This is a genomic window from Saccharomonospora azurea NA-128, from assembly GCF_000231055.2.
GTDB lineage: Bacteria > Actinomycetota > Actinomycetes > Mycobacteriales > Pseudonocardiaceae > Saccharomonospora > Saccharomonospora azurea.
The window spans coordinates 1,013,046-1,031,843 of record NZ_CM001466.1 but is presented as its reverse complement, the minus strand read 5'-3'; the positions used below and the strand labels follow the sequence as shown (position 1 = coordinate 1,031,843).

Annotated in this window: 17 protein-coding genes and 1 pseudogene; 13 read left to right on the top strand and 5 right to left on the bottom strand. The window is 72.1% G+C overall.

Annotation, left to right across the window (positions count from 1 at the left end):
• Both SACAZDRAFT_RS23675 and SACAZDRAFT_RS04665 read right to left on the bottom strand, forming a co-directional pair.
• Positions 1 to 205, bottom strand: a pseudogene (locus SACAZDRAFT_RS23675) (site-2 protease family protein); the annotation flags it as partial.
• Positions 206 to 243: 38 nt separating this feature from the next.
• Positions 244 to 1,260 carry a type I glyceraldehyde-3-phosphate dehydrogenase gene (locus tag SACAZDRAFT_RS04665; RefSeq protein ID WP_005439182.1) on the bottom strand — a complete coding sequence of 339 codons (1,017 nt, stop codon included), beginning with the start codon at positions 1,258 to 1,260 and terminating at the stop codon, positions 244 to 246.
• Positions 1,261 to 1,471: 211 nt separating this feature from the next.
• Here SACAZDRAFT_RS04665 and SACAZDRAFT_RS04660 point away from each other — a divergent pair, with 211 nt between their 5' ends.
• The 3 genes from SACAZDRAFT_RS04660 to SACAZDRAFT_RS04650 are packed head-to-tail and all read left to right on the top strand — an operon-like array spanning position 1,472 to position 3,896.
• Positions 1,472 to 2,410, top strand: coding sequence for a universal stress protein (locus SACAZDRAFT_RS04660; protein WP_005439181.1), 939 nt, complete (start codon positions 1,472 to 1,474; stop codon positions 2,408 to 2,410).
• A complete protein-coding gene (locus SACAZDRAFT_RS04655) occupies positions 2,407 to 3,282 on the top strand; it encodes a universal stress protein (protein WP_005439180.1) in 876 nt (291 codons plus the stop codon). Before SACAZDRAFT_RS04660 ends, SACAZDRAFT_RS04655 begins: the two co-directional genes overlap by 4 nt.
• Positions 3,282 to 3,896, top strand: coding sequence for a CBS domain-containing protein (locus SACAZDRAFT_RS04650; protein ID WP_005439178.1), 615 nt, complete (start codon positions 3,282 to 3,284; stop codon positions 3,894 to 3,896). Before SACAZDRAFT_RS04655 ends, SACAZDRAFT_RS04650 begins: the two co-directional genes overlap by 1 nt.
• Positions 3,897 to 3,936: 40 nt before the next feature.
• Here SACAZDRAFT_RS04650 and SACAZDRAFT_RS04645 read toward each other — a convergent pair whose 3' ends face one another.
• Positions 3,937 to 4,386, bottom strand: coding sequence for a universal stress protein (locus SACAZDRAFT_RS04645; RefSeq protein WP_005439176.1), 450 nt, complete (start codon positions 4,384 to 4,386; stop codon positions 3,937 to 3,939).
• A 136-nt stretch (positions 4,387 to 4,522) separates the two neighbouring features.
• Here SACAZDRAFT_RS04645 and SACAZDRAFT_RS04640 point away from each other — a divergent pair, with 136 nt between their 5' ends.
• The 3 genes from SACAZDRAFT_RS04640 to SACAZDRAFT_RS04630 are packed head-to-tail and all read left to right on the top strand — an operon-like array spanning position 4,523 to position 8,089.
• Complete coding sequence (locus SACAZDRAFT_RS04640; RefSeq protein ID WP_232286360.1) at positions 4,523 to 5,506, top strand: Acg family FMN-binding oxidoreductase; 984 nt, start codon at positions 4,523 to 4,525, stop codon at positions 5,504 to 5,506.
• Positions 5,507 to 5,511: 5 nt separating this feature from the next.
• Entirely contained in the window at positions 5,512 to 6,282 is a 771-nt protein-coding gene (locus SACAZDRAFT_RS04635; RefSeq protein ID WP_005439173.1) for a hypothetical protein, read from the top strand.
• 55 nt (positions 6,283 to 6,337) lie between these two features.
• The gene (locus SACAZDRAFT_RS04630) at positions 6,338 to 8,089 is read left to right on the top strand and encodes a sensor histidine kinase (RefSeq protein ID WP_005439171.1); all 1,752 of its coding nucleotides are present in this window, start codon (positions 6,338 to 6,340) and stop codon (positions 8,087 to 8,089) included.
• Here SACAZDRAFT_RS04630 and SACAZDRAFT_RS04625 read toward each other — a convergent pair.
• On the bottom strand, positions 8,086 to 8,748 hold the full coding sequence (locus SACAZDRAFT_RS04625; RefSeq protein ID WP_176662559.1) for a response regulator: 663 nt from the start codon (positions 8,746 to 8,748) through the stop codon (positions 8,086 to 8,088). The two genes, SACAZDRAFT_RS04630 and SACAZDRAFT_RS04625, sit on opposite strands and share 4 nt — an antisense overlap.
• 143 nt (positions 8,749 to 8,891) lie before the next feature.
• On the opposite strand from SACAZDRAFT_RS04625, the gene SACAZDRAFT_RS04620 reads away from it, so the two are divergent.
• On the top strand, positions 8,892 to 9,875 hold the full coding sequence (locus SACAZDRAFT_RS04620) for an Acg family FMN-binding oxidoreductase (RefSeq protein WP_005439167.1): 984 nt from the start codon (positions 8,892 to 8,894) through the stop codon (positions 9,873 to 9,875).
• A gap of 32 nt (positions 9,876 to 9,907) precedes the next feature.
• Here SACAZDRAFT_RS04620 and SACAZDRAFT_RS04615 read toward each other — a convergent pair whose 3' ends face one another.
• Positions 9,908 to 10,651, bottom strand: a complete 744-nt coding sequence (locus tag SACAZDRAFT_RS04615; protein ID WP_005439166.1) for an SDR family NAD(P)-dependent oxidoreductase — start codon at positions 10,649 to 10,651, stop codon at positions 9,908 to 9,910.
• A 124-nt stretch (positions 10,652 to 10,775) separates the two neighbouring features.
• Here SACAZDRAFT_RS04615 and SACAZDRAFT_RS04610 point away from each other — a divergent pair, with 124 nt between their 5' ends.
• The 6 genes from SACAZDRAFT_RS04610 to SACAZDRAFT_RS04585 all read left to right on the top strand — a co-directional run bounded on the left by SACAZDRAFT_RS04610 (position 10,776) and on the right by SACAZDRAFT_RS04585 (position 18,726).
• A complete protein-coding gene (locus SACAZDRAFT_RS04610) occupies positions 10,776 to 11,486 on the top strand; it encodes an MBL fold metallo-hydrolase (RefSeq protein ID WP_005439164.1) in 711 nt (236 codons plus the stop codon).
• A gap of 94 nt (positions 11,487 to 11,580) precedes the next feature.
• A complete protein-coding gene (locus tag SACAZDRAFT_RS04605) occupies positions 11,581 to 13,323 on the top strand; it encodes a pyruvate dehydrogenase (RefSeq protein WP_005439162.1) in 1,743 nt (580 codons plus the stop codon).
• A 29-nt stretch (positions 13,324 to 13,352) separates the two neighbouring features.
• Entirely contained in the window at positions 13,353 to 13,772 is a 420-nt protein-coding gene (locus SACAZDRAFT_RS04600) for an OsmC family protein (RefSeq protein WP_005439160.1), read from the top strand.
• A gap of 81 nt (positions 13,773 to 13,853) precedes the next feature.
• A complete protein-coding gene (locus SACAZDRAFT_RS04595) occupies positions 13,854 to 16,211 on the top strand; it encodes a phosphoketolase family protein (RefSeq protein WP_005439158.1) in 2,358 nt (785 codons plus the stop codon).
• Positions 16,211 to 17,344, top strand: coding sequence for an acetate/propionate family kinase (locus tag SACAZDRAFT_RS04590; protein WP_005439156.1), 1,134 nt, complete (start codon positions 16,211 to 16,213; stop codon positions 17,342 to 17,344). The genes SACAZDRAFT_RS04595 and SACAZDRAFT_RS04590 overlap by 1 nt, the downstream gene beginning before the upstream one ends.
• On the top strand, positions 17,341 to 18,726 hold the full coding sequence (locus SACAZDRAFT_RS04585; RefSeq protein WP_005439154.1) for a DUF4389 domain-containing protein: 1,386 nt from the start codon (positions 17,341 to 17,343) through the stop codon (positions 18,724 to 18,726). Before SACAZDRAFT_RS04590 ends, SACAZDRAFT_RS04585 begins: the two co-directional genes overlap by 4 nt.
• Positions 18,727 to 18,798: the final 72 nt, after the last annotated feature.

Below are 18,798 nucleotides of genomic sequence, written 5' to 3'. Positions count from 1 at the left end.
GGGTGCCGACGCCGTAGCGGCGGGCCACGGCGGCGTGGGCGAGTTCGTGCAGGAGAAGGGAGGCGAACACCGCGAGCGCGACGCCGAACCCGGCGAACCAGTACGACGCGATCGAGGCCTCGGCGGCGGTGACGGGCAGCAGTCCGAGCGCGAACACGGCCGTGAGCACCGCGACCGCCGCGGCGGCCGAGGAATGCACCTCCACGGGGACGCCTCCCACCCGCCCCATCCGGTGGCACGCCATCACGAACCTCCGGGGTTGAGCAGCTCGGCGAGTTCCAGCAGCCGGTGGGCGTAGCCCCACTCGTTGTCGTACCAGCCGAAGACCTTCACGAGACCGGCGCACGTGGTGGTGAGTCCCGCGTCGAACACGCACGACTCCGCCGAGCCCACCACGTCGCGCGAGACCAGCGGAGTCTCGGTGTAGCGCAGGTGGGAGCGCAGCCGCCCCGACGAGGCGTCGGCGAACGCGCGGTTCACCTGGCCTGTCGTCACGGGCGAGCCCACGACGACGGTGAGGTCCGCCAGCGAGCCGTCCTCCACCGGCACCCGGACGGACACCGCCTCGGTCGCACCGGCGAGTTCGGGCAACAGCGCACTCAGCGACCGTGGCGCTCCGGTGGTCGTCGGCACGATGTTGACGGCCGCCGAACGCGACCGACGGCGGTCGCGGTGCGGTCGGTCCAGCAGGGACTGGTCGTTGGTGTAACTGTGGATCGTCGTCAGGATGCCGTGGCGGACGCCGAAGGCGCGGTGCAGCACCCGCAGCATCGGTGCCACGCAGTGCGCGGCTCCCGACGCGGCGGACACGACGTGGTGGTGGCGTGGGTCGTAGTCGTCGTCGTTGATGCCGACCGCGATGGTGGCGTCGGCGTCCGGGTGGTACCCCGCGACGATCACCTTGCCGGCGCCGGCGTCGAGGTGGGCCGCCGCATCTCGGCGCGCCGGAGCGGGTGCGGTGGTCTCGACCACGACGTCGACGCCGGACCGTCGCCAGTCCACGTCACCGGGCCGCTCGCCCTGCGTCAGCGCGATGCGATGCGGGCCGACGCACAGGGTGTGCCCGCGCACGTGCACCGGCTGGTCCAGCCGCCCGTACGTCGAGTCGTACTCGAGCAGGTACGCGAGCGTCTCCCTGTCGGCGGGGTCGTTCACGGCGACCACCTCGACGGGCTCGGCACCGTCGCTTCGGGCGAGCACGCAGCGCACCAGGGCCCTCCCGACACGGCCGAATCCGTTCACACCCAGCACCAGCGTCATGTCGAGTCCCTCGTCGTCCCCGGCACCTCCCAAGCATCGCCGCTGCCGGGGCTGTCGGGGCAGAGTCCAACGGCCCTGACGGGCGCGCACGGCCCGGACCGAGCGGACCACCGTCGAGCGATCCGGGCGGTCCAGGGGCTTTCGACTCCTGCCCGACGGCTCCGCCTGTGGTCACGCTGGTCAGCGGAGCCGATCGAGAAGGAGTGGCCGGATGACGGGCGAGGGTGTGCCGCCAGGCCTGGTGGTGGGCGTGGACGGTGGGACGTCGGCGTTGCGAGCCACGGCGTGGGCGGCGTCGACGGCGGCGAGACGGCACAAGCCCTTGTTGCTGGTGACGGCCATGGACCCGCCCACTCCCTACGGCACCGGGATCGGGATGCCGCCCGACCACTTCCTGGAGATGGAGACCAAGGGCCGGGCGTGGCTGGATCGGGCCCGGTCGACGGCCGAGCGGGCGGGCGGGCCGGCGGAGATCGGCACCGAACTCGTGATCGGTGGTGCCACCGCCACGCTGGCGGAGCGCGCGCAGCACGCGGCCTGCACCGTCATCGGCGGGCACGCGCCGCAGAGCCACGGTGGGCGGCTGGGCGCGGTGGCCACGGGCCTCATGGGCCACGTTCCCTGCCCGGTGGCGATCGTGCGTTGGACCAGGGAGACCGAACAGCCGCCGGAAGGCGGCCCGGTGGTGGTGGGCGTCGACGGCTCACCCACGAGTGTGGAGGCCGTGGTCGTCGCCTACGAGGAGGCCGCTCTCCGTGGCGCACCGCTGATCGCCGTCCACGCGGCGAGCGGGTCGCGGCGTGGCCTGTTCCATCACCACGCCGAAGGGCCCTGGGGTGAAGGGGAGACCGCCGAGGCCATCACGCTCGCGGAACGGCTGGCGGGCATGCGCGAGTGGTACCCGGAGGTGGAGGTCGAGCGGGTCGTCACCCGCGACGCGCCGCGAGACGCGCTGCTGGGGTATGCCCGGTCGGCGCAGCTGCTGGTCGTCGGCAGCACCGGACACCGGGAGTTGAGCGGGCGGTTGCTGGGTTCGACGAGCCACGCCCTGGCCCGCTCGGCGCCCTGCCCGTTGCTGGTGGTGCCGCGAGGAACCAGGCCGGAGCCCCAGAGAAGCCGGAGCCGACGTCGGGAGAAGACAGGACCATGAGCACGATCGTCGTGGGCGTCGACGGGTCGGAGTCGGCGCTCGGCGCAGTACGGTGGGCCGCCGAGGAAGCGGCTCTTCGAGCGGACACGGTTCGGCTCGTCCACGCCTACGTGGTGCCGCTGCACGGGTATCCGGATTTCGTCGCCACGTTCCCGCGACTGCGGGACGGGATGCGGCACCAGGGCGGGGCGTGGCTCGACGAGGCCCGGGAGACGGTCGGCGCGGTGGCGCCCGACGTCCCCGTCGAGACGGACCTCGTCGAGGAGGAAGCCGTGAGCGCCCTTGTCGAGGAATCACGCCGGGCGCGGATCACGGTGCTCGGGTCGCGCGGCCTGGGCGGGTTCACCGGCATGCTCGTCGGTTCGGTGGCCGTGGGGCTGGCCACGCACGGTCACTCGCCGGTGGTGGTCGTGCGGCGGTCGACGGAGTCCCTCGGGCCCGAAGCCCCGATCGTGGTCGGTGCCGACGGTTCCGAGGCCAGCACGGCGGCGTTGCGGTTCGCGTTCGACGAGGCGGTCGCCAGAGCGGCACCGGTGACCGTGGTGCGCACGTGGCGCGGCATCTTCCTCGACGAGGCCGTTCCGCGCTATCCGATGAAGGTCGACCCCGCCGAGATCGAGGACGGTGAGCGCGCCGCGCTCGCCGAGCAGGTCGGGCCGCTGCGGGAGAGTCACCCCGACATCGCCGTCGAGACCGTCGTCGTCCGTGGCCGGCCCGTGCGGACGCTGCTCCACCACGGCCGGAGCGCGCGCATGCTCGTGGTGGGCAGCCGAGGTCGCAGTGGCTTCAGCGGGATGCTGCTCGGCTCCACGAGCCAGGCCCTGGTGACCCACGCGCCGTGCCCCGTGGCCGTGATCCGTTCGGGAGAGTAATGCGCGCCAAGGACATCATGACGACGCCGGTGGTCACGGTCTCACCGGACGACCCGGTGAAGAAGGCGACGCGACTGCTGGCCGAGCACGGCTTCACGGCCCTGCCCGTGGTGGACGAGGGCGACCGCGTGGTGGGCATCGTCACGGAGGCCGACGTCGTCGCCGGGCGCGTGCCGCCCGACGCGCGGTACCGCACCGGAGCGGCGGCCGCGCCGACGACGGACGCGCGCGAGTCGGTGGCCGAGATCATGACGACCTCGCCGACGTGCACCCAGCAGGGGACGGACGTGGCGGAACTGGTGGGAACGCTGCTGGAGGGCCACTACCGGGCCGTACCGGTGCTGGCGGGCTCGAAACTGGTGGGCGTCGTGACGCGCAGCGACGTCGTGCGAGCGTTGTCGCGGGACGACGCCGACATCGCCCGGGACGTCCGTCGCCGGCTGATGGTCTACGGCGGGCCCGACCGGTGGAGCGTGGTGGTCGACGGCGGTACGGTGACCGTCCTGGACGATCACGACGACCCCACCGACCGCCACGTCGCCACGGTCCTCGCCGAGTCGGTGCCGGGCGTGGTGCGGGCGACGGTCCGGCACCGGAGCCGCGACGAAGACTGACCGCGGCACCGGCGACGTCCATCCAGACGGACCTGGTGTCTCACCGCGCCGGAGCGGCGGGCACCAGCACCAGCGGACACACGGCACGCCGGACGCACTCGACGGCCACGCCGCCCAGCGGCACCGCGCTGAGTCCGCGGTGCGCGTCCGTGCCCAGCACCAGCAGGTCGGCGTCGTGAGCGGCGGCCAGCAGTTCGTCCGCGGGCTGACCGCTGACCACGCGCTCGCGCACGGGCGCCGACGTGCTGACCAGGCTCACCGTCCGGTGCAGGGCCGCGCGCACCGCCTCGTCGCTGCGCCACGAACCCCGTTGGCGCAACGCGAACTCCGAGCCTGGCAGGAACGCCGACTCCTCCCGCACCGACAGTGCCAGGACGCTCCCACCGGTGATCTCGGCCTGGTAGCACGCCCAGCGGAGCGCCTGGCGTGACGCGGGCGAGCCGTCGATGCCGACCACGATCGTGCCGTCGGTCGGAGCGTCACCGGGCATACGGGCAGCGTCTCCGAACCGGCGGGCACGCGGACAGGGTCGGAGGTCCCGGATGGCGGGCGCGGGACCAAAGACCCTGCCGGAACGGGGCGAGAGCCGGTTCACGGCGGGTCGGAGGACGACCACACTCGACGCCATGACCGACACCGCACCGGGCGCCCTCGACACGGTCGTCGCGGAGGCGCTGCGGGCGGGCACCCGGGCGCCCTCCCCGCACAACACCCAGCCGTGGTTGTTCGCCGTGCGTGACGGCGAGATCGACGTGCTCCTCGACGAGAGCCGGGTGCTCACGGTGAGCGATCCGGACGGCAGGGAGGCGATCCTCGCCTGCGGCGCGGCCGTGCTCAACATCCGGCTCGCCCTCGCCCGTCGGGGCATCGCCTGCGCGGTGTCCATCCTGCCGGACCGGACCCGTCCCGACCTGGTCGCCACGCTCCGGGTCGGCGTCGGCCGGAGGCCACCCGCCGACGACGTGCGACTCGCCGCGGCCATCGCCGAGCGACACACCAACCGTCGCCCGTTCGTGGACTCGCCGGTGCCGTCGGTGGTGCGACACGCGCTGATCCGGGCGGCGCGGGAGGAGGGGGCGCGGCTGATGCTGCTCACCGAACCCGCCGCGTTCGACGCGTTCGCCGCACTCCTGCGGCGAGCGGAGCACCTCCAGCGACAGGACGAGGCGTTCCTCGCCGAGCTGGAGGCGTGGAGCCATCACGGCGAGCGGCGCGACGGCGTCCCGCTGTCGGCGGGCGGGCCGAGGGTCCCGGACGAGGCCGCGTTGGCCCTGCGGGAGTTCGGGGGAGCCGCGCGCAGGGCAGCGCGGGAGTTCGAGCGGCAACCTCTCGTCGCCGTGCTCACGACCCCGGGCGACACGCGCCGCGACGCGGTCCGGGCGGGGCAGGCGCTCCAGCGGGTCCTGCTCACCGTCACCGCCCACGGCCTGCAGGCGTCGTTCCTCGCGCAACCGCTGGAGATTCCGGCGATCCGGGCGGAACTGCGGACGATGCTCGGGGGCACGGACCACCCGCAGGCGGCACTGCGGATCGGGTACGGGCATCCCGGCACGCCCACCCCCCGGCGGGCCCTGGACGACGTGCTCGTTGGTCACAGCGGTGAGAGGTGAGGGACGTGACCGTGGAGCCACCTGTTCTCTCGCTCGCGGGCCACACGTGGTCGGAGCAGGAGAAGGGCGTGCTCTCCCGCGCCACGGCGCACGCCCACCGCTGCGGGCTCGCCGAGCCGTGGACGATCCACATGCACGGTCACCGGGTGGAGATCGCCGAGAATCTGCCCTTCCCGCTGAGGGGGCACGCCGGAGCCAACCGCAACGGCGTCATCGCCTGCGGCTGCGCGCTGACTGTCGTGAGCTGCGCGGTGCGCGTGCTCGGCTGGGCGCCCGAGGTGGTGCTGTTCGGCGATCCCGACCGGGCGGAGTTGGTGGCCACCGTGGTGGCCAGCCGTCGCCACCGCCCCTCGGCGGCCGACGTCGGCCAGTTCCGTGCCGTCTTCGAGCAGCGCAGGCACCACGCCGCGCTCGACCCCCGCGATCCCGAGGCACTGGACCCCGCCGTTCGCGACGCGATCGTCCGCGCGGCCGAGCTGCCCGACGCGAAAGTCGTCCCGGTGTCGGCGGTCGTGGCCGCACACCGCAAACGCGGTCTCGAGGCGGGGTTGCTGGTCGTCACGGCCACCGACGGCCGACGTGGGCAGCTCGTCGCCGGGGTCACGCTGCAGCGCGCCTGGCTCGCGGCCACGGCCTTGGGACTGACGGCCTCTCCCGTCGTCGAGCCCTTCGAGATGCGGGAGTTCCGCCAGCGCATGGTGCGGCACGCGGGCGTCGACGGTAGCCCCCAGTCGCTGCTCGTGCTCGGACGGCCACCGCGTGCCGAGCCTGCTTGAAAGGCCTCCGACCAGGGAACACGCATGAGGCCTGTCCCCTCGACCGGAGAGAGTCATGTCAGCGGAGGAGCCTGCGGTCGGCCACAGCGGCGACGACAGTCGGAGAACGCGTGCTCTCGCCGGCCTGCGCCTCGACGAGCTGCTCCACGAGGTGCAGGACCGCATCGGTGAGATCGTCCGTACGCGCGACCGTCTCCAGGGACTGCTCGACGCGGTGCTCGCGGTCTCGTCGGGCCTCGAAATCGACTCGACGTTGCAGCGCATCGTGGAGGCGGCCACCGAACTCGTCGACGCCCGCTACGGCGCCCTGGGTGTTCTCAACGAGGAGGGCGACCGGCTCGCCGAGTTCCTCCACGTGGGCATGGAGCCCGAAGCCGCCGCGCGCATGCCGCATCTCCCCGAAGGCCGCGGCCTGCTGGGGCTGCTGATCGACGACCCGCGACCCGTGCGGCTCAAGGACCTCTCCCGGCATCCGGTGTCGGTGGGCTTCCCGGAGCACCACCCACCCATGCACAGCTTCCTCGGCGTCCCCGTGCGCCTGCGTGACGAGGTCTACGGCAACCTCTACCTGACCGAGAAGCGCGGTGGTGTCGAGTTCACCTCCGACGACGAGGTGATCCTCCAGACGCTGGCCGCCGCGGCGGGCGTGGCGGTGGACAACGCCCGCCTGTTCGAGCAGTCGCGCAGGCGAGAGCGCTGGCTCGGCGCCGTGGCCGAGATCAACGGCGAGCTGCTGGGTGGGGCGTCGGTGGAGGCGACGCTGCGTCTCGTCGTGCGGCGGATGTGCGAACTCGCCGAGGCCCGGGACGCGGTCATCCTGCTCGCGGCCGACGAGATGTCCGACATCGTCTCGACGAACGTGTCGGTGGAGGGCGTCTCCGCGTTGGCGCGCCTGGCCGTGGACGTCCGAGGTGACTCCGCCGTCGCGCGAGCCATGCGCGACGGCGTTCCTCGCCTGTTCGCCGACCTCGCCTCGGCGCTGCCCCCCGAGCTCACCGACGGCACGGAGGACGCCGACGACCTCGGCCTCGGGCCCGGCGCCGTGCTGCCGCTCATGGGCGCGGCGGGCACGGGCGGAGCACTCGTCACGGTGCGGGCCAAGGGCGCACCGACGTTCACCCGGGATCACCTGCCGATGCTCACGTCGCTGGCGGACCAGGCCGCCGTGGCGCTGGAGTTCGCGGACAAGCAGCGCAGCCAGCGGCTGCTCGACGTGCTGGCCGAACGCGATCGCATCGCCCAGGACCTCCACGACCACGTCATCCAACGACTGTTCGCCACCGGCATGAGCCTTCAGGGCACACTCCGGCGCATCGACGACGTCCACGCCCGGGCCCGTGTGGAGCAGGCCGTCGAGCAGCTCGACGCCACGGTGCGGGAGATCCGCACGTCGATCTTCGACCTGCACGCCTCGGAGCACCCGGAAGGGACGAGCCTGCGCCGGCGGCTGCTCGACATCGTGGAGCAGCTCACCACGGAGAGCGACGTCGCGCCCACGATGAAGCTGTCGAGTGCCCTCGACTCCCTCGTCGCGCCGCAGGTGGGCGAGCACGCCGAGGCCGTACTGGGGGAGGCGTTGAGCAACGCGCTGCGGCACTCCCACGGCGACGCGATCCGCATCGTGGTGGACGCCTCGGAGCGCCGGCTGGTGGTCGAGGTCGCCGACAACGGCGTGGGCATCCCGCCCGACGCCCGGCGCTCCGGCCTGGAGAACATGGAGAAGCGGGCCCGCCAGTGCGACGGGGAGCTCTTCGTCCGGAACGAGCCCGAGGGCGGTACGTGCGTGCTGTGGCGGGTGCCCCTCTAACCCTGCTTGGGAAAGCGGGGCGAGTTCTGCTTGCGCAGCTCGGTGGCGAGCACGGCCGCCTGGGTCCGGCGGCGCATGCCGAGTTTGCCGAGCAGGCGGGAGACGTAGTTCTTCACGGTCTTCTCGGCCAGGAAGAGCCGCGCGGCGATCTCGCGGTTCGTGAGGCCCTCCCCGATCAGCTCGAAGACCGCCCGTTCCTGCTCGGACAGCTCGGCGACGGGGTCGGCGTCGGCCCGTTCCTTCCGGATGCGGTTCATGAGCGCCGAGGTCGTCTTGCTGTCCAGCAACGACCCTCCTGAACCGACGGTGCGGACGGCGGACACCAGGTCGGAGCCCAGAACCTGCTTGAGGACGAACCCCGAAGCCCCGGCCATGATCGCGTTGAACAGCGCCTCGTCGTCGTGGTAGGAGGTCAGCATCAGGCAACGCAGGCCCTCGACCGTGGACAGCAGTTCCCGGCACAGTTCCACGCCGTTGCCGTCGGGCAGCCGCACGTCCAGTACGGCGACGTCCGCCCCCGCCGTCGGGATGCGCGTGAGCGCCTCGCCCACCGACGCCGCCTCCCCGGCGATCCGCATGTCCGGTTCGCCCTCCAGCAGGTCCGCCAAGCCGCGGCGCACGATCTCGTGGTCGTCGACGAGAAAGACACTGATGGTCACTCCCGCAGCGTATGTCGCCGCCGCGGCCACTGCAGGACTCGACGGCCGCCGGGAGAGACGGTGCCGGGTGAGGCCGTTCGGCCCTCGGGGGCGAGGCTCTTCGACTGGTGACACCAGCGGCTCGACGACAGCATCGTGGGGGCATGACGAAGCGCGAGTGGTCGGTCGGCGAGACCGACGTGCTCGCCAGAGCCGTCGTGCGAGCACCGTCGGTGCACAACATCCAACCGTGGCGGCTGGAGCTGCCCGACGGTGAGGCGGAGCTGTTCGAGCGCGCCGACCTCGCCCTGCCCCACCACGATCCGTTCGACCGGGACCGCTCGATCTCCTGCGGTGCCGCGGCGGCGAACCTGGAGATCGCCGCGCGTGTGCTGTCGCTGTGCCCACGGTTGACGCTGCTGCCCGACGGGCCCGACTCCGACCTGGTGGCCCGGTTGACGGTCGACGGCACGGAGCGCCCCGCCGAGGTCGAGTTGCATCGCTACTCCGCGATCGCCCGCCGACGCAGCTACCGCAGACCGTTCGCGGGACCGCGGGTGTCCCGCGAGGACGTCGCCCACCTTCTCGCGGATGTCGGTGACGAGAACGTCCGAATCCGGCCGCTCCTGGGGCAGGTGGAGATCGGCGCGCTGATCGACCTGCTCGACTACGCCGGGACCGTGATGAAGAACGATCAGGGTTACCAGCGCGAGCTCGCGATCTGGACGATCCGCGACGAGGAGACCCGCACGCACGGTGTCGGGGTCGCGGGCAGCACGCTGCCGCCGTCCTCGTTGCCGTGGGCGGGCCTGGTCCGCGCCCAGACCTCGTTGCCCGACCGCAGCGTTCTCGCCCAGCGACTCGCGGAGGAGACCGTGCTGCTGTTCGCCACCGGCGAGGACAGCCGAGAGGCCCACGTGCGGACCGGACTGGCGATGCAGCGACTGTGGCTGGGCGCCGTCCGGCGCGGGTTCGTGGCGGCCGTGCAGACCCAGCCGTTGCACCTGCCCGAGGCGCGCCGTCGTTTCGGCGAGCAGTTGTCGCTGCAGGGACACCCGCAGTTGCTCATGCGCGTCGGCAGGCCCTCGGGCGCGGTACCGCAGAGCCCGCATCGTCGCGTGAGCGAGGTGCTCACTCCCCGCGAGTGAGGCGCGGCGCCCTCGGCAGGCGGGGAGCGCGGTCAGCGGGGCAGGCGCCGCCAGATCGGTCGGGGAAGCAGCCGCATCAGGGCGAAGACGGGCCGCAGCACGGCGGGCACCCACACGGTGTGCTTTCCTGCGCGCAGCGCCGCCACGGTGGCGTCGGCGACCGAGTCCGGCGTGCTGGAGAACGGGGCGGGCGTCATCCCGCGGGTCATCCGGCCGACGACGAACCCGGGCCGCACCAGCAGCAGTCGCACGCCACTGCCGTGCAGGGCGTCGGCGAGCCCTGACGCGAACCCGTCCAGACCGGCCTTCGCGGAGCCGTAGACGTAGTTGGCGCGGCGCACCCGCACACCCGCCACCGACGAGAAGACGACGAGCGTGCCGTGTCCCTGGTCTCGGAGCAGGTTCGCCGCGTGGGTGAGCACGCTGACGTGCGCGGTGTAGTCGGTGTGGACGATGGCCACGGCGTGGGCGGCGTCGCGCTCGGCGCGCGCCTGATCGCCGAGAATCCCGAACGCGGTGACCACCACGTCGAGCGGGCCGTGCTCGGCGACGACGCCCTCCAGCATCCCCTGGTGCGAGTCGAGATCGTCGGCGTCGAACTCCACGCGCGCCACGGTCTCGGCACCCGCGGCTCGCAGAGCCCGCTCCTCGGCGTCGAGGTCCCCGCTGCGGCGCGCGGCGAGCACGAACGACCGCGCGCCCCGCTCCGCCAGCCGCGTCGCCACGGCCGACCCGATTTCGCTGCGTCCTCCCAGCACCAGCACGGTCCCGTTCATGCGCGCCATCCTCCCGCACCGTGTCCGCGCCCCACGCACGCGTGTCCGCACGTCCCGCACGCGTGTCCGCGGCCTGCGTACGCGTGTCCGCGGTTCGCCGACGTCGGACGGCTACCATGCGCCCATGTCCGAGCGCTTGTATTTCCGGCAACTGCTGTCCGGGCGGGACTTCGCCGTCGGTGACCCCGTCGCCACCCAGATGCGCAACTTCACCTACCTGATCGGCGACCGCGACACCCGCGAGGCGGTGATCGTCGACCCCGCGTACGCGGTCGACGACCTGGTCAACGTGCTGTCGGACGACGACATGCGCCTCGTCGGGGTGCTCGCCACGCACCATCACCCCGACCACGTCGGCGGTGATCTCCTCGGCTTCTCGCTGCCGGGTGTGGCCGAGCTGCTGGCCCACGTGCAGGTGCCGGTGCACGTCGCCGCCGCGGAACTGGAGTGGGTCCGCCGCACCACCGGTGTGTCGAAGACCGACCTCGTCGCCCACGACCACGACGACCGTCTCGACATCGGCGCCGTGTCGCTGCGCCTGCTGCACACGCCGGGGCACACGCCGGGCAGCCAGTGCTTCCTGCTCGACGGCGCGCTGATCGCGGGCGACACGCTGTTCCTGGACGGCTGCGGCCGCACGGACCTGCCCGGCGGGGACGTCGACGCGATGTACCGGAGCCTGCAGTGGTTGGCGAACCTGCCCGGTGATCCCGTCGTCTATCCGGGGCACTGGTACTCGGCGGAGCCGTCGGCGTCGCTGTCGAACGTCCGTCGCGACAACGTCGTCTTCCGGCCCCGCTCGCTGGAGCAGTGGCGCACGATGTTCGGCGGCTGACCGGCCGAAGCGCCCGCCTGACCGGGCCACGTTTCGCTTCCGCCCGGAAGGGCTACTTCTCGGCGGAACGGGCGTCGGCTGAGAAGGAGTGCGCATGGCCAACCAGACGGTGGCCGAGCAGTTGGTGGACATGCTGGTCCAGGCCGGTGTGGAACGGATCTACGGCGTCGTGGGGGACAGTCTCAACCCGGTCACCGATGCCGTCCGGCGCAGTCCCAAGATCGAGTGGGTGCAGGTGCGGCACGAGGAGGCGGCGGCGTTCGCCGCCGGTGCCGAGGCGCAGATCACCGGCAAGCTCACCGCGTGCGCGGGCAGCTGCGGGCCCGGCAACCTCCACCTGATCAACGGTCTGTACGACGCACACCGCAGTTCCGCGCCCGTGGTCGCCATCGCGGCGCACATTCCGAGCGAGGACATCGGGACGTCGTACTTCCAGGAGACGCATCCCGACCGGCTGTTCCAGGAGTGCAGCCACTACGCGGAGATGATTCAGACCCCCGACCAGATGCCGCAGACCGCGCAGATCGCCATTCAGACCGCGATCGGTCGTGGTGGGGTGTCCGTGCTGGTCCTGCCCGGCGACGTCGCCGGTATGGACCTGCCCCGCCGGCGCACCGAGATGGCGCTCGCGACCGGTGGGCCCACGGTGCGCCCGGGGGAGGCCGAGGTCGAGCGCCTCGCCGCGATGGTCGACGAGGCGGAGCGGGTGACGCTGTTCTGCGGGCGCGGGGTCGCCGACGCGCACGACGAGGTGATGGCGTTCGCGGAGAAGGCGCTCGCCCCGGTCGGGCACGCGCTGCGGGGCAAGGAGTGGATCCAGTACGACAACCCGTTCGACGTCGGCATGTCCGGGTTGCTCGGCTACGGTGCCGCGTACGAGGCGATGCACGAGTGCGATCTGCTGATCCTGCTGGGCACCGACTTCCCGTACCGGCCCTTCCTGCCGGACAACGTGCGGATCGCGCAGGTGGACATCCGCCCGGAGGCGCTGGGCCGACGCTCACGGCTCGACCACGGGGTGTGCGGCGACGTCCGCGAGACGTTGCGGGCGGTGACGCCCCGCGTGCGCCGCAAGACCGACCGGCGATTCCTCGACCGGATGCTGCGCAAGCACGCCGACGTGCTGGAGAACGTCGTCTCCGCCTACACCACCGACGTGGAGCACCACAAGCCCATCCACCCGGAGTACGTGGCCGCCGTGCTGGACGACGAAGCCGCCGACGACGCGATCTTCACGGTGGACACCGGCATGTGCAACGTCTGGGCGGCCCGCTACCTCAGCCCCAACGGGCGTCGCCGGATGATCGGCTCGTACACCCACGGTTCGATGGCGAACGCCATGCCGCAGGCCATCGGCGCCCAGCTGCCCTCGATGGCACGGCAGGTCATCGCCATGGCGGGTGACGGCGGATTCTCGATGCTGATGGGCGACTTCCTCACGCTGGTCCACTATGGACTTCCGGTGAAGGTCCTGGTGTTCAACAACTCGTCGTTGAGCATGGTGGATCTGGAGATGCTCGTCGCCGGGCTGCCGCCCCACGCCACGACGTACCCGGACACCGACTACGCGGCCATCGCGCGCGCCTCGGGAGCCCACGGCGTGCGCATCGAGGACCCTCGCGACGTGCGCAGCGGCCTGCGGGACGTCCTCGACCACGACGGGCCCGCGTTGCTGGACGTCGTCACCGACCCGAACGCGTTGTCCATCCCGCCGCGCATCACCGGCCAGCAGCTCACCGGCTTCGCGCTGGCGACGAGCAAGATGGTGTTGCAGGGCGGAGTGGGCCGCATGATCCAGATCGCGCGGTCGAACCTCCGCAGCATCCCGCGGCCCTGACCCGGCACCTCGGCGGTAGGTTCGAGGCCATGACGACATCTCCGAGGTCGGTGCGCATCGAGCGCGAGTCCGCAGGCCGGTACGTCGCACACAACGGACGCGGCGCCACGCTGCGGTTCGGCAACGGCGACGACGAGTTCAGCCCGGTGGAGCTACTGCTCGCCGCGATCGGCGGATGCACCGCCATCGACACCGACGTCGCCACCAGCCGCCGCACCGAACCGGACGAGTTCGCCCTGACCGTGAGCGGGGACAAGGTCTCCGACCCGGACTCCGGCAACCGGATGGAGGACCTCACCGTCACCTTCACGGTGCGCTTCCCCGAGGGAGAGCAGGGCGACGCCGCCCGCGCCATCCTGCCTCGCACGGTGGCCCTGTCCCACGACAAGCTGTGCACCGTGAGCCGCACGGTCGAGCTCGGCACGCCGGTCCGCATGGTCGTCGAGTAGCCCGCCCCGGGACCTATGACCCCGAGGCGCAGGGCCGACGGGCCGTGGTCCGTCGGCCGCTGAAGCGGGAACGCTGGCGGTGTGGTCGCGACCGGAGACACGCAGACCGGGGCTCCTCGGCAGGTGCCGAGCCCACGGGGGCAGGACCTCACCGAACTGGACGCGTGGTGGCGCGCGGCGAACTACCTGTCGGCAGGCCAGATCTACCTTCTCGACAACCCCCTGCTGCGTGAGCCGCTCGCACCGGAACACCTGAAACCGCGCCTGCTCGGTCACTGGGGCACAGTGCCCGGGCTGACTCTCACGTACGCGCACCTGAACCGGGTCATCCGCGAGCACGCCTCCGACGTGCTGTTCGTCGCGGGGCCGGGGCACGGGGCCGCGGCCCTCAACGCCGCCGCGTGGCTGGAGGGCACCTACTCGGAGTGCTTTCCCGAGGTCCCGCAGGACGAGGAGGGGATGCGCCGGCTGTTCCGCCGGTTCTCCTTCCCGGGTGGCGTGCCCAGCCACGCCTCGCCGCACGTGCCCGGGTCCATTCACGAGGGAGGGGAACTCGGGTACGCGTTGGCCCACGCCACCGGTGCCGCCCTCGACAAGCCCGGGCTGGTGGTCGCGTGCGTGATCGGTGACGGCGAGGCGGAGACCGGACCGTTGGCGGCGAGCTGGCAGGCACCGGCCTTCCTCCACCCCGCCAAGGACGGTGCGGTGCTGCCGATCCTCCATCTCAACGGGTACAAGATCGCCAATCCCACCGTGTTGTCGCGGCTGCCCCGCGAGGATCTCCGGTCCGTCGTGCGGGGTCTCGGCTGGGAGCCGATCGAGGTGGAGGGCACCGACCCGGAAGCCGTGCACGAGTCGTACGCGGCCGCGCTCCACGAGTGTGTCGAGCGGATCGCGGAGGGCCGGCGCCCCCTCGTCCTGTTGCGCACGCTCAAGGGCTGGACCGGTCCGGTACGGCGCGACGGCGAACCGGTGGAGGGTACCTGGCGTGCACACCAGGTGCCGTTGCCCGCCGTGCGGCGGGACGCCCGGCAACTGGTGGCGCTGGAGGAATGGTTGCGTTCCTACCGTCCGGGCGAGCTGTTCGACCCGGAAGGGGCGCCGGTCCCGGCGGTGGCACGGAACTGCCCGGAACGCGGGCTCCGCATGAGCGCCAACCCGCTCGCGCACGGGCTGGTGCAGCGTGGTCTGCGGCTTCCGGAGGTGGCGGCCCACGCCCTCGACGTCCCACGCCCCGGTGTGCGCACCGCCGAATCGACCCGCGCGCTGGGGCGCTACCTGCGCGACGCGATGCGGCTGAATCGCGGACGGCGGAACCTGTTGCTGTTCTCCCCGGACGAGCACGCCTCCAACCGGCTCGACGCGGTCTTCGAGGTCACCGGCCGTCGTTGGCGACTGCCCGTGGAACCCGGTGACGACCACCTCTCCGGGGACGGCCGGGTCTTCGAGGTGTTGTCCGAACACCTGTGTCAGGGCTGGCTGGAAGGCTATCTCCTGACCGGCGGCCACGGGCTGTTCTCGTGCTACGAGGCGTTCGCGCACATCGTCGACTCGATGGTCGCCCAGCACGCCAAGTGGCTGGTGACGGCAGGGGAGATGCCGTGGCGCCGCCCGATACCGAGCCTGAACTACCTGCTGACCTCCCACGTGTGGCGGCAGGACCACAACGGCGCCTCGCACCAGGACCCCGGATTCATCGACCACATCCTCAGCAAACGGGCCGAGGTGACGCGGGTCTACCTGCCGCCGGACGCGAACTGCCTGCTGCACGTCGCCGACCACTGCCTGCGGTCGCGCGGGCTGGTGAACGTGATCGTGGCCGGTAAGCAACCGGAGGTGCAGTACCTCGACGCGGACGCGGCCCGAGCGCACTGCGAGCGGGGCTTCGGGCTGTGGGAGTGGGCGAGCACCGACGGTGCCGAGCCGCCCGACGTCGTGCTCGCGTGTGCGGGCGACGTGCCGACCCAGGAAAGCCTCGCGGCGGTCGGTGTGCTGCGCGAGCTGGTCCCGGACCTGCGCATCCGGTTCGTGAACGTCGTGGACCTGACCCGGCTGCCCGTTCCGCGCCGGCATCCTCACGGGGTGCCCGACCGCGACTACACCGCGGTGTTCCCGAGCGACACCCCGGTGATCTTCGCGTTCCACGGCTACCCGTGGCTGATCCACGAACTCACCTACAACCGGCCCAACCACGACCACGTGCACGTCCGGGGATTCTCCGAGCACGGGGGCACCACGACGCCGTTCGACACGTGCGTGCAGAACTCGATCGACCGGTTCCACCTCGCCCTCGCCGCCCTCGAACGGATCCCCCGGCTCGCCGGACGTCTCGGCACGCTGTGGCAACGGTTGCTCGACCGACTCGACCGCCACCACGACCACATCCGGCGTACCGGTGAGGATCTCCCCGAGATCCGCGACTGGACGTGGAGCGGCTGATGCGGGTGCTCACCGTCAATCCCGGCTCATCGAGTCTCAAGCTCGCGGTGGTGGACGGGGGTGTGGTGTCGGCCGCCGACCACGTCGCCGAGTGGGACGGCGCGACCCGCGACGAGCTCGACGACTTCGCGGCGGCACAGCCGCCCGTGGACGCGGTGTCGGTCCGCATCGTGCACGGCGGGCGCCGGAGGGCTCCGGTGGTGCTCGACGAGGACGTCCTCGCGGACCTGCAGCGCCTCGTGCCCCTGGCACCCGTGCACCAGCCACGGAGTCTGACGCTCGCCCGGCACGCGCGGAACCTGCCCGCCGCGGTGCCGGTGGTGGGATGCTTCGACACCGCATTCCATGCCGATCTGCCCGCCCACGCGGCGACGTACGCGCTGCCCCGTCGCTGGCGCGACCACTACGGCCTGCGCCGCTACGGCTTCCACGGCCTGTCGCTCGCGCACGCGACCCGCAGGACGGCCGAGGTGCTCGGCAGACCGCTGGAGCGGCTGCGCCTCGTCTGTTGCCACCTCGGTGCCGGAGCGTCGGTCACCGCCGTCGTCGGGGGCGCCAGCGTCGACACCTCCATGGGGTTCACCCCGCTGGAGGGTGTCGCCATGGCCACCCGGTGCGGGTCGATCGACCCCGGCATACCGCTCTACCTGGTGCGGGAACACGGGCTTGCGCCATCCGATGTGGAGTCGGCGCTGAACGTCGACTCCGGGCTCGCCGGGCTGTCCGGCACCAGCGGTGACATCCGGGAAGTCCGGCGGGCCCGTGCTCGGGGCGATCCCGACGCCGCACTGGCCCTCGACGTGTACCTGCACCGGCTCCGACGCGAGATCGCGGCACAGGCGGTGTCGACGGTGGAGCCCGACGCGGTCGTCCTCACGGGCGGAGTGGCGGAACACCAGCCGGAGCTGCGGGCCGAGCTGTTCGCCGAGTCGCTGCTCGGGGTCGAGGTCGACGCCGACCGCAACCGCGGCACCGGCGACCGGTTGATCAGTGCGCAGTCCTCGCGGACCGCGGCCGTGCTCGTGACCTGCCAGGAAGAGCTCGAACTCGCGCGGTCGGGCGAGTCGGTTCTGGCGGATCCACCGACGCATGCTCCGACATCCTCGCCGGCGATCGGGAGGTCGATCCGATGACGACACACTCAACGGAACCGGTTCGCGTGTACGCGAGACTCGACTCCCCGCTGTCGCGGTGGCTCTGGCTGGTGAAGTGGCTGCTCGCGCTCCCGCACTATCTGATCCTCGCGCTGCTTTGGATCACCTTCGTGGTGCTCACCGTGGTGGCGTTCGTGGCGATTCTCGTCACCGGCCGCTATCCCCGCGTGCTCTTCGACTTCAACGTCGGCGTGCTCCGCTGGGCGTGGCGGGTCCACTACTACACCTACGCGGCGCTCGGCACCGATCGCTATCCGCCGTTCACCCTCGCGGACGTGCCCGACTATCCGGCGAGGCTCGACATCGACTATCCCGAACGGCTGTCGCGCGGTCTCGTGCTCGTCAAGTGGTTGCTGGCCATCCCGCACTACCTCGTGGTGGGGCTGTTCGTCGGCGGTGGGCTCTGGTACTTGTGGGACGGGCCGGACGATCGCGGCTGGGCCGCCGGCGGATTGGTCGGCCTGCTCGTGTTCATCGCGGCGGTCGTGCTGCTGTTCACGGGGAACTACCCGAAGCCGATCTTCGACTTCGTCCTCGGCATGGACCGCTGGGTGGTCCGGGTGGGCGCCTACGTCGGCCTGATGACGGACCGGTATCCGCCGTTCCGGCTCGACCTGGGCGGTGAGGAACCCGGGCTGGGCGCGCCGGACTCGCCGACCGCGCCCCCGAGCGATACCGGTGGCGCCCGGGGCTGGACGACGGGCCGGGTCGTGTCCGTGGTCGTGGGTGCGCTGGTGGCCTTCGCCGCGGTGGCACTGCTGGTCGGCGGTGCCGTGGCGCTCTGGGCAGACCGGAACGAACGGGATGCCGACGGCTACCTGACCACGTCCGCGACGCTGGCCACCGACACCTACGCGCTGCGTACCGAGCCGATGCGGTTCCCGGGCGGTGTCGCCGACCGGGTGGGCGACGGCCTCGGCGACGTCCGGGTCAGCGTCACGCCCGTCGAACCCGATCGCAGCGTGTTCCTGGGCATCGCCTCGGCGCGGGACGCCGCTCGGTACCTGGCGGGGACCGAGCACGCGGTCGTCCGGGACGTCACCGGAGACCGCGTCAGGACCGAGCTCGTCGACGACGGCGGGCGGCCCGCTCCGCCGGAGTCGGTCGACATCTGGGTGGACCGGGCGAGCGGCAGCGGGACGCAGACCATCCACACGACGGTGTCGACCGGCGACTGGGTGCTCGTCGTGGTCGACCAGGACCAGGTTCCGGGGGTGAGCGTGCGCGCCGACGTGGGCGCCACCGTGCCCGCGCTGCCGTGGGTGGCCACGACGGCGCTGGTGTCAGGGGCGGTACTCCTGGCTCTCGCGGCGCTGCCGATCGGCATCGCGGCCCGGCGTGCGTCGCGTGGTGGTCCGTAGGAGATGGGCGGAGTCAGACTCTTCCGACGTTCGAGAGGCGGGCGAGCCGGCAACGGGCTCGCGCGGATCGCA